This is a genomic window from Pedobacter africanus (assembly GCF_900176535.1).
GTDB lineage: Bacteria > Bacteroidota > Bacteroidia > Sphingobacteriales > Sphingobacteriaceae > Pedobacter > Pedobacter africanus.
This window is the reverse complement of sequence record NZ_FWXT01000003.1, coordinates 223,652-238,965: the sequence shown is the minus strand read 5'-3', so window position 1 is coordinate 238,965 and position 15,314 is coordinate 223,652. Positions and strand designations below refer to the sequence as shown.

The 15,314-nt window shown below is 42.9% G+C and carries 12 protein-coding genes; 4 read left to right on the top strand and 8 right to left on the bottom strand.

Translation table 11 applies throughout. The features are described 5' to 3' along the window. Nucleotides 1-5: 5 nt before the first annotated feature. Together B9A91_RS18195 and B9A91_RS18190 are read right to left on the bottom strand one after the other, a co-directional pair. Complete coding sequence (locus B9A91_RS18195; protein ID WP_084240454.1) at nucleotides 6-1,865, bottom strand: M1 family metallopeptidase; 1,860 nt, start codon at nucleotides 1,863-1,865, stop codon at nucleotides 6-8. Nucleotides 1,866-1,876: 11 nt separating this feature from the next. After that, nucleotides 1,877-2,827 (bottom strand): 3'-5' exonuclease, encoded by a 951-nt coding sequence (locus B9A91_RS18190; RefSeq protein ID WP_084240453.1) that lies wholly within the window; start codon nucleotides 2,825-2,827, stop codon nucleotides 1,877-1,879. 160 nt (nucleotides 2,828-2,987) lie between these two features. Here B9A91_RS18190 and B9A91_RS18185 point away from each other — a divergent pair, with 160 nt between their 5' ends. Both B9A91_RS18185 and B9A91_RS18180 read left to right on the top strand, forming a co-directional pair. Further along, the gene (locus B9A91_RS18185) at nucleotides 2,988-4,958 is read left to right on the top strand and encodes a DUF3857 domain-containing protein (protein WP_084240452.1); all 1,971 of its coding nucleotides are present in this window, start codon (nucleotides 2,988-2,990) and stop codon (nucleotides 4,956-4,958) included. Continuing rightward, on the top strand, nucleotides 4,955-6,865 hold the full coding sequence (locus B9A91_RS18180; RefSeq protein WP_084240451.1) for a DUF3857 domain-containing protein: 1,911 nt from the start codon (nucleotides 4,955-4,957) through the stop codon (nucleotides 6,863-6,865). The genes B9A91_RS18185 and B9A91_RS18180 overlap by 4 nt, the downstream gene beginning before the upstream one ends. Here B9A91_RS18180 and B9A91_RS18175 read toward each other — a convergent pair. From B9A91_RS18175 to mqnE, 5 genes are all read right to left on the bottom strand, one after another. Further along, nucleotides 6,854-7,372 (bottom strand): C40 family peptidase, encoded by a 519-nt coding sequence (locus B9A91_RS18175; RefSeq protein WP_084240450.1) that lies wholly within the window; start codon nucleotides 7,370-7,372, stop codon nucleotides 6,854-6,856. The two genes, B9A91_RS18180 and B9A91_RS18175, sit on opposite strands and share 12 nt — an antisense overlap. 1 nt (nucleotide 7,373) lies before the next feature. Next, nucleotides 7,374-9,983 (bottom strand): DNA mismatch repair protein MutS, encoded by a 2,610-nt coding sequence (mutS, locus tag B9A91_RS18170; protein ID WP_084240449.1) that lies wholly within the window; start codon nucleotides 9,981-9,983, stop codon nucleotides 7,374-7,376. Between the two features lie 86 nt (nucleotides 9,984-10,069). Further along, nucleotides 10,070-10,795: a menaquinone biosynthetic enzyme MqnA/MqnD family protein gene (locus B9A91_RS18165; RefSeq protein ID WP_084240448.1), complete on the bottom strand. Its 726-nt coding sequence runs from the start codon at nucleotides 10,793-10,795 to the stop codon at nucleotides 10,070-10,072. A 9-nt stretch (nucleotides 10,796-10,804) separates the two neighbouring features. Beyond that, nucleotides 10,805-11,416, bottom strand: coding sequence for a histidine phosphatase family protein (locus tag B9A91_RS18160; protein WP_084240447.1), 612 nt, complete (start codon nucleotides 11,414-11,416; stop codon nucleotides 10,805-10,807). Next, the gene (gene mqnE / locus B9A91_RS18155; protein ID WP_084240446.1) at nucleotides 11,417-12,610 is read right to left on the bottom strand and encodes an aminofutalosine synthase MqnE; all 1,194 of its coding nucleotides are present in this window, start codon (nucleotides 12,608-12,610) and stop codon (nucleotides 11,417-11,419) included. It abuts the gene before it with no gap. Nucleotides 12,611-12,735: 125 nt separating this feature from the next. On the opposite strand from mqnE, the gene B9A91_RS18150 reads away from it, so the two are divergent. Next, nucleotides 12,736-13,344: a YdeI/OmpD-associated family protein gene (locus B9A91_RS18150; protein ID WP_084240445.1), complete on the top strand. Its 609-nt coding sequence runs from the start codon at nucleotides 12,736-12,738 to the stop codon at nucleotides 13,342-13,344. Between the two features lie 170 nt (nucleotides 13,345-13,514). Here the strand turns inward: B9A91_RS18150 and B9A91_RS18145 are convergent, their stop codons facing one another. Then, nucleotides 13,515-14,009 carry a lipocalin family protein gene (locus B9A91_RS18145; protein ID WP_084240444.1) on the bottom strand — a complete coding sequence of 165 codons (495 nt, stop codon included), beginning with the start codon at nucleotides 14,007-14,009 and terminating at the stop codon, nucleotides 13,515-13,517. A gap of 116 nt (nucleotides 14,010-14,125) precedes the next feature. Here B9A91_RS18145 and B9A91_RS18140 point away from each other — a divergent pair, with 116 nt between their 5' ends. Then, a complete protein-coding gene (locus B9A91_RS18140; protein WP_084240443.1) occupies nucleotides 14,126-15,241 on the top strand; it encodes a trans-sulfuration enzyme family protein in 1,116 nt (371 codons plus the stop codon). Nucleotides 15,242-15,314: the final 73 nt, after the last annotated feature.

Genomic DNA, 15,314 nt, shown 5'->3' with positions numbered 1-15,314 from the left:
TTATATTATTTTACACGAAACACATTGTCGCTTTTGTCCTTGTCCGGTACATGTACGCTCCCCAAGGTCACCTTTTTAAGGCTTTTATTAGAAATTATCTCAATACGAATCAACGAATCACCCTTTTCCCATACGCCAATGCTATGATGGATATTTTCTGAAGAGCCATCGGCATATTCCAGTTTAAGGTCTACAGGCAAAGGTTTAAAGCTTTTGTTTTCTACCTGAATGCTATAGCCTTTGCTGGTTTTGGCCACACCCTTTATTCCCATATCGGTAACACCTTCCTCAAAGAACCAGCGCTTCCAGAACCAGTTCAGGTTTTTACCCGAGCCTTCATTCATACTGTAAAAGAAGTCGAGGGGCATGGGGTGTTTGCCCTGCCACTGGCTGATGTAATGATGCAGGGCTTTGATAAAGAGTTCATCGCCCAGATAATCTTTAACATAAAGGTAGCCAAGCCCGGGTTTAGGATAAGAATTGGTAAACGTACCAACACCTTTTAACTCTGGCGTTAAGGTAACAATAGGTACATCGTTGTTGCTGCCTGAAGAAATGGCGGTTGATTCGACTCCGTAATCATCTACCATTGCGGTGTCGATCATCGGGGCCAGCAACCACTCTCCTATGGTTGCCCAGCCCTCATCCATCCAGCCATATTTGGTTTCATTGGTTCCCATATAAAAAGGGAACATGGTGTGAAATATCTCGTGAACGGTAAGCGTGATGGCGTCTTCCCTTTTATCGACCGGGTTATCATTTACCATCATGGGATATTCCATCTGGTCGAGCCCGTCGAAAACAGTTTCATGCGCATATGGAAAGGGCCATTTTGGAAAAACATGGCTCATCAGTTGCACGGTTTTCGCTGCAAAATCTACCACTTCGTAGTAGTCGCGATGAACAGGATTAAAAGCAGCATCTACTCTGGTCCTTCTTTTATTCACAGCATCAACCATTACACTGGTCGACTTCCACAGGTAATGATTACTGGTGGCAAAGGCAAAATCGGTCACATTTTTTGCTTCAAAGGTATAGGTATTGAAATCCTTGCCACTGGTGACTGCTTTACGTTTCAAATCTTCAGCAGAAATGACATCTACAACTTCATCGGCCTGTTCGGCATTTTTTAAGCGGTTTGCAATCTCCTTTTTAAAGACTTCATTTGCATTTAACAGGTCGCCGGTAGCCCACACTACATAATTTTTTGGCACAGTAATGTCGGCCCTGAAATTACAGAAATCGTTATAAAATTCCTCTTCACCGGTATATGGGTATTTGTTCCATCCATCTATGTCATCGTAAACTGCCACTCTTGGAAAAAAATAAGCCAGAAAATGAGCGCTATCGCTCACCTGGCCAGTACGCATATGCGAGCCTTTATTTAAGATATACTGGTAATCTATTTTTAGTTTAAGGGATTTGCCAGGTGCAAGTGCTGCTATATCAGCATGCATATTGGTGCCTTCTATTACTGGAATGGTTATCTTGCCATTTACCTGTAGTAATCGTACATCTACACCTGCCCCCATATCTTTCGGAGCGATCTTCGCTTTTACGTTTACCCCCTTTTTATAAAGATTAGGATAGAGTTTAAACCAGAGCTGCTTAAGCGTATCAGGGCTGTTGTTCAGGTAAGAGATTTCTACCTCGCCTTTTAACACACGCGAAGCCGGATCAAAATTCGTTTTTAACCTATAATCGGCAGTATTCTGCCAATATCCAGTCCCAGGTTTACCACTAAAATGTCTTGTACCTTTTGAATAGGCCTGTTGTATATTTGCAGGTGCAGGCAAACTTTCCTGGGCAAAAGCCGGCACAGACAACAACAAAAATATTGCCGCCAGTTGTATTTGTTGGATCATAGGTTCAGGGCTTATTTCCCAAATTTCATTTTCAGCTGTTCCAGCATATCATTGGTCACCTCTTTGGCAGGCTGATCTTTTTTCAGCTGGGCCTGCTGAGGTTTGGTATGCTGCTGCTGGGCTTTGGCCTGCGGTTGTTTAACTTTATTGGCCTCCTTTTTTTTGCTCCACCTTGCCCAGATCTCGTCGAGCTTTTTCTTGGTATACAGCGGGAAATCTCCTTGTTTCATCCAGGCATAATAGCTGGGTTCTATATCAAATACCTGTTCCACAGTTTTGCCTTTATGCTTACCAAAATTGAATATCTCTTCTTCATTCTCGTTGAAGACCATTCTGCCGGCAAAATCAACCGGTTTGTTCATATTGGTAAATACGTGAAGGGCATCCACATCATTTTGCACAGGCCTGGATATCTGGCCTTGTTTATCCTCAAATTTAGCATCTTTGTAACGTTCAATCTGGGCCAGCAGCACCTCATATGTGGCTTTGATGTCTGCTTCTGCCGAATGGGCATTAACAATATCCTTATCGCAGTAAAACCTGTAGGCGGCCCTGAGTGTACGCTGCTCCATCTGGTGAAATATGTTCTGTACATCAACAAACTTTCTGTCGGTCATATCCAGATCAACGCCTGCCCTTAAAAATTCTTCCAGCAATACCGGAATGTCAAAACGATTGGAATTGTATCCGGCAAGATCTGCATCACCAATAAATTCGGCAAGTTCGGCAGCCACAGTTTTAAATGTGGGCTCATTCGCAACGTGTTCATCATAAATTCCATGGATCAATGAAGAATGCAATGGAATTGGCATCTCCGGGTTGATGCGCATGGTTTTGATCAGTTCAGATCCATCCGGCATGGCTTTTAATATCGCAATTTCAACAATACGATCAGCACCAACATTAACACCAGTGGTTTCCAGATCAAAAAAAGCGAGTGGGCGTTTTAAATTTAATTTCATTTTTAACTTTTTCGTAGCTTTTCAAAAGTCGTAAAAATCATCCATTAATCCTCAACTTATTTGATAACACATTAATTTCTATTGGAATAGTTTAAAATCTATTTTTTTATTTAAATTCCATCATATATCTTGTGCTATATTTTGCGATAAACGCTCTTTTATGAAATGTCTTGTTTTTTTAGCTGCTTTTTTCTGTTCGGGAGCGGCATTTGCACAAAATTTTGACTACGCCAATATCAACGCAGATGAATTGCTGTTAAAGAAGGTTGATCTGGACAGCAACGCCAATGCAGTTGTGCTCCGGGAATTCGGTACTGCAGCTGTGAGGGTTGACGATGCCTACGGTAACCTATATATCGATTTTGAATACCATGTACGCATAAAAATATTTAACAAAAATGGTTTTGAAAATGCCAACATCGTTATTCCGCAGCGGATTTACGGCGATAAGGAAGATATGATCTATGACCTTAAAGCAACAACCATCAACGAGGTAAATGGCCAGATGGTATTGACAGAACTGGACAGGAAAAAAGTATTCAGGGAGAAAAAGAACAAATATGTAAACCTGACAAAATTCACCATGCCTAATCTTAGCGAGGGCAGCATTATTGAATACAGCTACCGCATCCACTCGCCCAGCCTCTATAACTTCAGAAGCTGGGAATTTCAATCGGACATTCCCAAGCTGCACAGTGAATTCATTGCCAATATCCCGGCTTTATACAACTACAATGTAAGCCTTCGCGGCGCGCAAAAACTGAGCTCACAAAATGCCGAACTCCATAAAGAATGCCTCAGAATTGCGGGGAGAAACATTGATTGTTCTAAGATGACCTATATTATGAAAAACGTTCCGGCACTGATCGAAGAAGATTACATGACAGCTGCCAGTAATTTCAGATCGGCCATCAATTTTGAACTGGCCGAATATTACATGATGAACGGCGCAAAAAAAAGTGTCACCAAAGAATGGAAAGACGTGGATCATGAGTTACTGGACGACAAATCGTTTGGGGGACAAATGAAAAGAAAAGATGTATTTAAAGATTTACTGCCAGAGATCCTTAAAAACGCCGCTGATCCCCTGAGTAAAGCACAAGCAGTTTTTTATTACATTAAGCGGAACATTAAAAAAAATGGTTTTATCGGAATCTTTAGCGAAAACACCATCAAAAAAGCATTGGAAAACCACACGGGAAACATAGGGGACATTAACCTGGCACTGGTAGCTGCCTTGAGTGCCGCTGATCTGGATGCCGAGGCAATGATCCTTTCGACACGGTCTAATGGCACGGTAAACAGTTTGTACCCGGTGATCAGCGATTTCAATTATGTGGTTGCGAAAGTAAATATTGACGGAAAATCATACCTGCTCGATGCTTCGGAGCCGCTGATGCCTTTTGGATTGCTTCCCTTACATTGCATTAATGGGCAAGGAAGGGTCATCAACCTGAAGAAGCCATCCTATTGGTACGATCTTAAGGCCAGTCAGAAAGAGACCACGCGTTACAGCCTGAATGCGGAACTGGGAAAGGATGGAAAGATAAAAGGGGCTCTGAACATTTATTCCGTAGGATATGCGGGATGCAATAAACGCAGGAAAATTACCGCTGCCAGTTCCGTAGATGAGTACGTAGAACAGCTGGACGAAAGTATGCCAAACATCCGCATCCTTAAATATCAGATACAAAACCTGGACAGTTTGGAAAACCTCCTTACTGAAACCTATGAAATTGAAATGTCAGCTTTTCAGGACCTGAATCACGACCCACTGTTCTTTAATCCTTTTTTTGTAGAACGTATTTCCAGAAACCCCTTCAATTTAAATGAGCGCAGTTACCCGGTCGACCTCGGTACCCAAAGTGAAATTCGTTTTACCATGTCACTTAAATTACCTGGCAATTACACTTTGGCCGATAAACCCAAAGAAACCAATATGCTACTCGCCGATAATGGCGGTCGCTTTGTATGCAGCACCAGCCTGGAAGAGGATGTCCTGATTTTCAGCGAGCTGCTCCAGTTCAACAAAGCGGTATACGATTCTGATGAATACCATGCACTTAAAGAACTTTACAGCAGGATCATCCAGTTACAGAAAACAGATATTGTTCTTAAGAAAGTAAAATGACCTTAAAAAACCTTATTCCTTTTTTTATGCTGCTCTGCAGCTTTAGCTGCTTTGCACAGCAGGAAGATTATACAGCCGATCAGATAGCCCCGGCATTAAAAACCCGGGCGACCGCAGTGATCAGAAAAATGGAAACCACTGTAAATATGCAGGCAGATGACCATGTGATCATGACTGTAAAAAAGGTGGTGACTGTACTCAATAAAAATGGAGATGAACAGGCTGAACTCACTTTATGGTACAGTAAAAATTTAGCCATCAAATCTGCAAAAGGCATTATTCTGGATGCATTTGGAAAACCAACGGGAAAATTTACATTGAGCAATTTTTCAGACCATAGCGCCGTGAGTGATATTTCGCTATTTGAAGATGACCGTTTAAAGCACTTTGCCCCCACTGTTCTGAATTATCCCTACACCGTGGTCTGCGAATATGAATTAAGATTTAAACAAAATCTGATGATACCGGTATGGCGTGCGGGTGGCATACCTGGTGTTGCAGTGGCCAGCAATAGCTTTACATTCACCTGTAAACCAGAAGACAAAATAAGGATCAAAAGCACCAATTATAAAGGCGAGCCTGAAATAACAGAAAGCCCCAAATCCAAAAGCATGACCTGGACAGTTAAAAATGTGCCGGCTTTTAAACCAGAACCTTTTGCCCCCGATCCGGAAAGTTATTGCACCACTATAAAAATTGCGCCGGAAGCTTTTAATTATTATGGGTATAAGGGCAACTACCAGAACTGGAAAGAATTGGGTATGTGGGAATATACGGAACTGATCAAAAACAGGCAAAACCTGCCGGCCGATGCCATTGCAACTGTAAAAACACTGGTACAGGGTGTAGACAATGATAAGGACAAAGCCAGAAAGATCTATGAATATGTACAAAGAAAGACGCGTTATATCAGTGTACAAATAGGTATTGGCGGACACATGCCCATGCAGGCATCAGAAGTTCAGCAGCTCTCTTATGGAGATTGCAAGGCTCTGGTCAATTATACGCAAAGCTTATTGAATGTAATAAACATCCCGTCTTACTACTGCGTGGTAAACGCAGGTAATTTTAAAAAGGATATGGATGCTGATTTTGCCAGCATGAACCAGGGCAATCACATCATTTTATGCCTGCCGCTTAAAAATGACACCACCTGGCTGGAATGCACCAATCAGGCCATTCCTTTTGGCTTTTTGGGTACTTTTACGGACGACCGTACCGTACTGGCCTGTACTCCGGAAGGCGGCAAAATATTAAGGACTCCTGCACTAACTACCTCAATGAACATCCAAAAACGCAGGGCCGAACTTGGTCTTGATGAAGAAGGAAATGTCCAAGGCAGCCTGAACACTGTTTACAGTGGCGCTCAATATGACAATTGCAATCAACTGATTGGCCAATCTTTAAAGGAACAATTGAAACTTTTAAAAGGCACATACGACATCGGCAATATTGATTTCCGTTCCTGCAAAATAATCCAGGATAAAGGGGAAACACCACGTACGACAGAGCTACTGGAATTCAGTATTCCACGCTATGCTTCGCGAACCAATAACCATTTTTACCTGGTACCGAACGCTTTTAACAGAAAACGAACTGTTCCGGAAGTGAGCAACAGAACCCTGCCCCTTTTTATCAATAGAGGTTATGTTGATGAAGATGAGCTTATTTACACCCTGCCAGACAAGGTGGAGATAGAACATATTCCTAAAGATACTTTTATAAAAAATGAATTTGGAACCTATCAGGCCAGCATCAAAAAAGAAGGCAATAAATTGATATATAACCGGAAATTTGTTTTAAATAACGGGACCCACCCTGCAGAACGGTATGCAGCTTTTACCGATTTCATCACTGACGTGAGCACTGCCGATCAGGTTAAGGTTATTTTTAAATCAATTATTTAAGGAACCCGCTTTAACCAGAGCCCGCTGGTAGGCCGGTAAACTCAGATCATCGACGACTACCCCTCTGGTCGTGGAGGCATGTACAAAGCAGTTGTTGTTTAAGTAAATGCCGACATGATCTACTGCCCCGCCACCAAAAGAAAAGAAGACCAGGTCGCCCTCTTTCAACTGCGCTAAATTCTTTTCTCTAACCACATTTGCCTGGTCCCTGGACCTTCGGGGCAGGGTATTGCCATAAATATCTTTCTGCAGCAGAAATGCAAAACCGGAGCAATCAACCCCTCTTTTGTCCAATCCGCCCAAACGGTATTGCACCCCTGTCCAATCCGTTATGAAGCGGTACAGCTGTTTATTCCTCAGGTGTGCCATGGCATCGGCAGCTTTTACAGCGGATACATTGGGTCTGACTGTTTTTTTTCTGGAACTACATGCTGAAAAAAATAAGGCAGCCATCAGCAGCGTAAGGAGAACAAATCTGTTTGTCTGTATTTTTTTCAAAGCTTCCATATTATTGTTTGATTAAACGTTGTATTTCATCCAACTTCAACAAGGCTTCAACCGGGGTCAGTACATTCACATCCAGGTTGTTCAGCATATCCCTTATTTTTACCAGAATAGGGTCATCAACAGCAAACATGTGCAACTGATACGCCTGGTTCTGCACCTTTTTGATGCTGTCTTTAATGCTTTGGCCTTCTGTTCTGTCTATTTCCAGCTTTTTTAAGATCTCATTGGCCCTGTTGATCAACTTAGGTGGCATACCCGCCATTTTGGCCACGTGGATACCAAAGCTATGCTCGCTGCCGCCCGGTACCAATTTCCTTAAAAAGATCACTTTATTCCCCACTTCTTTAATGGAAACGTTAAAGTTTTTGATCCGGCTCATCGTAGTAGCCAGTTCGTTCAGCTCGTGATAATGGGTAGCAAACAGCGTTTTAGGCTTTGCCGTTGGGTGTGTATGTAAAAACTCCGCAATTGCCCAGGCTATAGAAATTCCATCGTAAGTACTGGTACCACGACCAATTTCATCAAGCAAGATTAAGCTGTTGTCTGATATGTTGTTCAGGATACTGGCGGTTTCATTCATTTCCACCATAAAGGTACTTTCTCCTGAAGATAGGTTGTCTGAAGCCCCTACACGGGTAAATATCTTGTCTACCAATCCGATTGTGGCGGCCTTTGCCGGCACAAAACATCCCATTTGTCCCATTAAAACAATTAAGCCGGTTTGGCGGAGTATGGCCGACTTACCCGACATATTGGGACCAGTAATGATGATGATCTGCTGGCTCTCGTTGTCGAGAAATACATCATTGGTGATGTACTCTTCCCCCACAGGCAGACGCTGCTCTATTACCGGATGCCTTCCGCCTTTGATATCCAAAGCTTTACCCCTGGTGATCTCAGGTTTTACGTAATGGTTCTTTACGGCAAGCTGCGCAAAGCACAACAGCACGTCCAGTTGTGCAACCAAAAAGGCATTCAGTTGTATGGGCCTGATGTAGGTACTCACCTGGTACATCAGGTCATTATACAGCTTCACTTCTATCTGCTGGATCTTTTCTTCGGCACCAAGAATCTGCTCTTCGTATTCCTTTAGCTCAGGGGTAATGTAACGTTCGGCACTCACCAGGGTCTGTTTCCTGATCCAGTCGGCCGGCACTTTATCTTTATGGGTATGTGTAACCTCCAGGTAATAACCGAACACATTGTTAAATGCAACTTTTAGGGATGGGATACCGGTAGCAGCGGCTTCTCTTTTCTGGATTTCTACCAGGTAATCCTTACCTCCGAAAGAAATTTTACGCAGCCGGTCCAGTTCTTCATCTACTCCGTCCGCAATTACATTCCCTTTAATGAGTAATGCCGGCGGGTCCTGCTGCAATTCTCTTTCCAGCTTTTCGCGGATGCTTAAACATGGGTTCAGCTGATCGGCAAGTGCCAGCAGGAAGGCATTTCCGGATTTCTGGGCCAATGATTTTATTTCTTCTATATGGTACAACGCTTTTTTTAACTGGCAGAGTTCCCTTGGGCCAACCTTTTGCAGCCCTACCTTTGAAATCAGACGTTCCAGGTCGCCGATCTGCTTAATATGTGTTAAAAAGCCCTGCAAGAGCACATCGTGCTTTACCAGGTAATCGACCATGCCCAACCGCTCCTCGATAGGTTTAAGTTCCTTTAAAGGCATAATGATCCACTTATGCAGTAAGCGGGCGCCCATTGGGGTACAGGTATTATCCAGCACCTCAAAAAGCGTTACTGCATTTTCGTTTGGCGAATTAACGAGTTCCAGGTTACGGATGGTAAAACGATCGAGCCACATGTATTTATCCTCTTCCAGTCGAGATATGGAAGTGATGTGCTTTAAATTGCGGTGTTCCGTTTCGTTAAGGTAATGCAACACCACACCGGCAGCAACAATACCACTGGCAAGCCTGTCTACCCCAAAGCCTTTTAATGAGTTTACTTCAAAATGTTTGGTCAGTGTTTCATTGGCGTAATCGGCAGTAAAGGCCCAATCGTCCAGGTGATAGGTATAGAATTTATCTCCAAACAGTTCCAGAAACTCTTTTCTCCTGCTCTTTTGAAAAACGACTTCGTTTGGCTTGAAACCCTGCAACAGCTTATCTATATATTCTGCATTGCCCTGTGCAACCAGGAATTCACCGGTAGAAATATCTGCAAAAGAAACCCCTACGGTCGATTTATCGAAATAAACCGCTGCCAGGTAATTGTTTGATTTTTGGTTCAGGATATTGTCGTTATAGGCAACCCCCGGCGTAACCAGTTCGGTCACTCCTCTTTTAACAATGGTTTTAGTGGTTTTAGGATCTTCAAGCTGATCGCAGATGGCTACCCGTTGTCCTGCCCTCACCAACTTGGAAAGGTAGTTATCCAAAGAATGATGCGGAAAGCCTGCAAGCTCCAAAGCACCATTAGGCCCTGTCCCTCTCCTGGTCAGCACAATGCCCAGTATCTGCGAAGTTTTGACTGCATCTTCGCCAAATGTTTCGTAAAAGTCACCAACTCTAAACAGTAATAATGCACCCGGGTACTTTGCTTTAATTACATTGTACTGCTGCATTAACGGGGTTTCTTTAGTATGATCTTTAGCCAAAATGAATCTGTTTACAAAATCGTAAAGATACTACCTTGAGGTATAGGCTTTACGATTTGTTGAAAAGTAAAAAAATGTGAATAGGTTTATAATTTTGTAATGTAGGAAAGGAACAGTTCCAATGCTTCACGTTTTTTGTCGGTCAGCTCAAAATCCAGCTTGTTCAGCAGATAGTCTTCCAGATCAAAATCAGCAGGAGCCGACAGTTCAGATAAAAGCTCCCTGCGTTTGGAAAGTCCGAATGCCAGGGCTTCGTTAAAATCGTTGATGAAAGCCTGTGGAATGGATTTATTGGCCACCCAGGCGGCGTATACAAAAGGAAGACCGGTAAAATTCATCCATTCCTGTCCCATATCGTAAGCGTAGGCAAACTGCTCTTTTTTCCCAAAGGTGCGGTCGCCAATCAGTACCATCGCATCTGTTTCAGCAGTTGCATCGGTGGTGTAAACTACCTTCTGTTTGAAATGAAATTTCATCAGTACCCGTGCCAGGTTATTGGATGTCCTGGAATGGCTGTCCAGCTTTACAGTTTTGATTTCATGAGCCGGAACGTTGCTGAATATGAAGACAGAATTCACGGCTCCAACAGAACCAATGCAATAATCGGCCACAATGTGCGCATGGGGTACCTGAGGAATTGCCGCAACAGGTACCAGACCGATATCAACCTGTCCATCAATCAATTTAGCAGCACAATCAGTAGGGATATCTAAACTCAGATCTATCTGTTCCAGCAGGGCTGAATTTTCAATTCCGTAAATAAATGGTTTGGTATTGGTATAGGAAACGGCAGAGATTTTAATCTTGTTCAACAGTTGAATTTATTTTAAATGATCGGTATTGTTAAACTCGGTGATCACAAACTGGTTGCCGCTGAGTTCAACCCTATAAAGTGTAGTGTTCTGATGCGGAAATTCCGTCATCTCAGAGATGGGCTTTCTGGTAAGCAGGCAGAGAAACAAACGCATGGCACGGCCGTGCATACAAACCAGTACCCTTTTTTCATTTGTAGCCGCTTTAATGATATCAAGCGCCTGCTGTTCCCTTTTTACCACATCATTCGGACTTTCGCCACCTTCAAAATGAGCATCATAGTCTCCGGCTTCCCATTGCTCCATCAGGCCTTTAAATGCACAAATGGCATTTTCATCATTAGGTTTCCCTTCCCATATGCCCCAGGCCAGCTCATCCAGCCCTTCCAATTGTTCCCAAGAAACACCAGCATCAATAAAACCTTTAACGGTTTGATGTGTACGCTTTAATTTAGAGGTATATATCTTATCAAAATGCACATCTTTATAAGCATTGTAAAATGCGGCGGCCTGCATCCTGCCGGTATCGTTCAGGTCGCTGTTGATGCCTCTGCCCTGTACAATTCCTTGTTTGTTTAAATCGGTTTCACCATGCCTGATGATGTATAGTTCCTTATCCATTTAGTTGATTACTGGCAATTTATAATATTGTGGTTTCGGCTCATCCCCAAAAGTAACATCTGTATAATCTGTTACCACCTTGTACAGGGTATCCCTTTCAATCGGTTTACGTTTTACCTGCCTGATCAGGTTTACCAGTTCCTGGGTGCTCATTGCAGGATGCTGCTCTTCTGCACCTGCCATGGAATAGATTTTGGTAGTATCGTCTAATGTACCGTCTATATCGTCTACCCCAAAGTTCAGCGACAGCTGTGCCGTCTGCCTGCTGATCATGGCCCAGTAAGCCTTAATATGGTCAAAATTATCCATGTAAATCCGGGCAATGGCATAGTTCCTTAAATCCTCGATAACGGAAACTTCAGGCACATGGTCCATCTGGTTGTGCTGGTTCCTGAACTTAAGTGGTATAAAAGCCTGAAAACCGCCTGTCTTATCCTGTTGCTGACGCAGCCGTTCCATATGGTCTACCCGGTGCCAGAACTGTTCTATATGCCCGTAAAGCATTGTGGCATTGGTTTTCATACCCAGTTTATGTGCCTGTTCATGTATATCCAGCCATTGTTCGGCATTGCATTTGTCGTGCGCAATCTTTTCACGCACCTCGGGGTGAAAAATCTCAGCCCCGCCCCCCGGCATAGAATCCAGGCCTGCTTCCTGCAGGTATTTCATTCCGTCGTAATGACTTAATTTGGCTTTTTTAAATATGTAGTAATACTCTACTGGTGTTAATGCTTTAATGTGAAGATCAGGGCGATGTGCCTTTGCTTTCCTGAAAAAATCGCTGTAAAATTCCAGGTTTTGTTTGGGCACCACACCTCCGGTAATGTGCACTTCGGTTACCGGTTCATGATCGTATTTTTTCAATACCTCCATCATTCCCTCAACGCTCATTTCCCAGCCTTCTTCCTTTTGTTTGATCATCCGGGAATACGAGCAGAACTTACAGTCGTACACGCATACATTCGTAGGCTCAATATGGAAGTTGCGGTTGAAATAAGTACGGTCGCCATGCCTTTGTTCCCTGATGTAATTGGCCAGAACGCCAAGGTAACCAAGTTCAGCATGTTCATAAAGGTAAACGCCTTCATCAAAAGTAATCCTTTCCTGCTGCTGAACTTTCCGGGCAATTGCCTTAAGTTCTGCCTTTAGCTCAGTGTCTTCCAGCAGCAATGCGAGTTTTGAGGTAGTATCCATCTGTAATGTATAATGAACAAAAGTAGCATAAAATCGTAAGATACCTGTTTTAAAAACCGATTTTACCTGTCAGCACTGTGTAAAAGACAGATCTTTCTTATCTTTAGATAAGAGATATACCGACCATGGAGAAATACGACGCAAGGATTGAAACCTATATCAATGCTTCAGCAGGCTTTGCACACCCCATTCTGAGGCACCTCAGAAAGCTCATCCATCAGGCTTCCGATGAAATCAGGGAAACCATCAAATGGGGCTTCCCCCATTTTGAATATAAAGGTACCGTTTGCAGCATGGCATCCTTTAAGGCGCATTGTGCATTTGGGTTCTGGAAAAGTACATTACTCGATGATCCCGCAGGAATACTGGGAAAAGAAAAGGAACAGGCCATGGGGCAGCTGGGCAGAATTACAGCAGTAAGCGATTTACCAGATGACGCCATCCTTACAGCCTACATTAAAAATGCGGTAAGACTAAACGAAGAAGGCGTAAAACTTATAAAAAAACCTGCAGCAGAAAAAAAAGTACTGGAAATACCGGACTATTTTCTTGCAGGCCTTTCAGCAGTACCACCTGCAATTCAAAATTTCAACAATTTCAGTCCTTCGCAAAAAAAGGAATACATAGAATGGATTACCGAAGCCAAAACTGAAGCTACCCGAGAAAAAAGGCTGAAAACTGCTGCTGAATGGATTTCAGAAGGCAAACACAGAAACTGGAAATACGAGCGTTAAACCCGCTAAGCAATAAACCTAAACTAGATACATTGAAATAAAAAAGGAACCTGCATGCAGGTTCCTTTTTTATTATTTTACGCTTTCCCAGAAAAATTACCTGCTCTGAAAAGGTCTGGGAACATTGCGAAGCTGTGTTCCAGCCTTAGAAGAGAACGGTTATTTTCCACTTATTTTGCGGCTTTATTGAAGTTCAGCACAATATATGCTGTGGTAGTACCATATTCTACAGGTGTTTTGATCACCATTGTCTGTCCGTCTGTTGATGAAAGCAGCATTCTGTAACCTTCAGTTACATTTTTAGCTTTATCACCTTCGTACAACTTTTTAAACTGGAAAGTATCTTCTTTTGTACTGGCCGACCAATAAATGGTTTGTGTTTTGGCTGCGCAATCGGCACCACCAGGCAAGCTATAGCTACCATTACCGCTATTGGTTAACCTCCAGGTACTGCCTACAAAACATTTGTAAGAACTTTCTCCAAACAAAGATTTTACCGAAGTCTGGGGAATCCCTTCAAAAGTAATGTCGTTCAAGATCCAGTTACCGGTTACATTACCTCTTTTTAAAGGTTGTTGGGTAGTAGCTGCACCTTTTGGTGAGCAGCTTTGCAACACCATTAATGAACTGCATAAAATGGCTGCTATCAGGAATATTCTTTTCATATCTTGAATTTTTTACTTTTTAAATACATAAATCCTGCCAAAACTTAGGGTTAATTATTTTTACCTTTAACATTGTTATACCTCAACTGGAGATTTTAGCATTTAACCCCATAATAATGAGAGCAGAAACACTGGCAATACATGCAGGAAATTTATATGAAAGTGCCACGAAAGATGTTACAGCACCTATAAATTTGTCAACTACCTTCTTAAGGGATGCCAATGGTGGCTACTCTGGTGGACACATGTACAGCCGCGTGAGTAACCCCAACCGTTCGGCACTGGAGCAAACGCTGACAGTCCTGGAAAAGGGCCTGGATGCCTGTGCTTTTTCATCCGGCAATACAGCTGGAATGGCTGTTTTCCAGGCTTTAAAACCTGGCAGTCACATCATTGCACCGGATGACATGTACTGGGGGTTAAAAAAAATACTGCTGACGATATTTTCGGATACTATTGAAGTCAATTTTATAGACCTTACAGATATTGAACTGATCAGAAGGCAGATCAAAAAAAACACAGTGCTCATCTGGACTGAAACCCCTTCCAACCCGCTCCTAAAAATTACAGATATAAAAGCTGTTGCTCAACTGGCAAAATCGGAAGGACTGATCCTGGCATGCGACAGCACCTTTGCTTCGCCCAGCTTGCAAACGCCAATTACATTGGGAGCTGATATTGTGATGCATTCCTCTACCAAATACATCGGCGGTCATAGTGATGTACTGGGGGGAGTTCTGGTTACCGCTCAGCAAAATGAATTCTGGGAACGGATCAAGAACATCCAGCAGACAGGTGGTGCGGTACCTTCACCGTTCGATTGTTTTCTGCTGTCACGGAGTTTAAAAACACTGGCCTATCGGATGAAAGGACATTGCGAAAATGGCCTGGCCCTTGCGCTTTACCTGCAAAAACATCCCCGGGTAACAGCGGTATTTTATCCGGGCCTTCCCGATCATCCCGGACATGCAATTGCAAAAACACAAATGAGCGGCTTTGGTGGAATGTTGTCGATATTGGTGAAAGGCAATGCGGATGATGCCCGGAAAGTTGTAAACAATGTAAAATTGTTTGCCCAGGCAACCAGTCTTGGAGGAGTGGAAAGCCTGGTGGAGCACCGCGCCTCTGTAGAAGGACCGGACAGCAAAACCCCACAAAATTTAATTCGGATATCTGTTGGACTTGAGCACATTGATGACTTAATTGCTGATTTTGAGCAAGCTTTAGGTTAAAAAAACAATTAAAATCACCACCATTAAAAACTTTATATATTTAATAATCAATATATTAAAAAATATTCAGAAT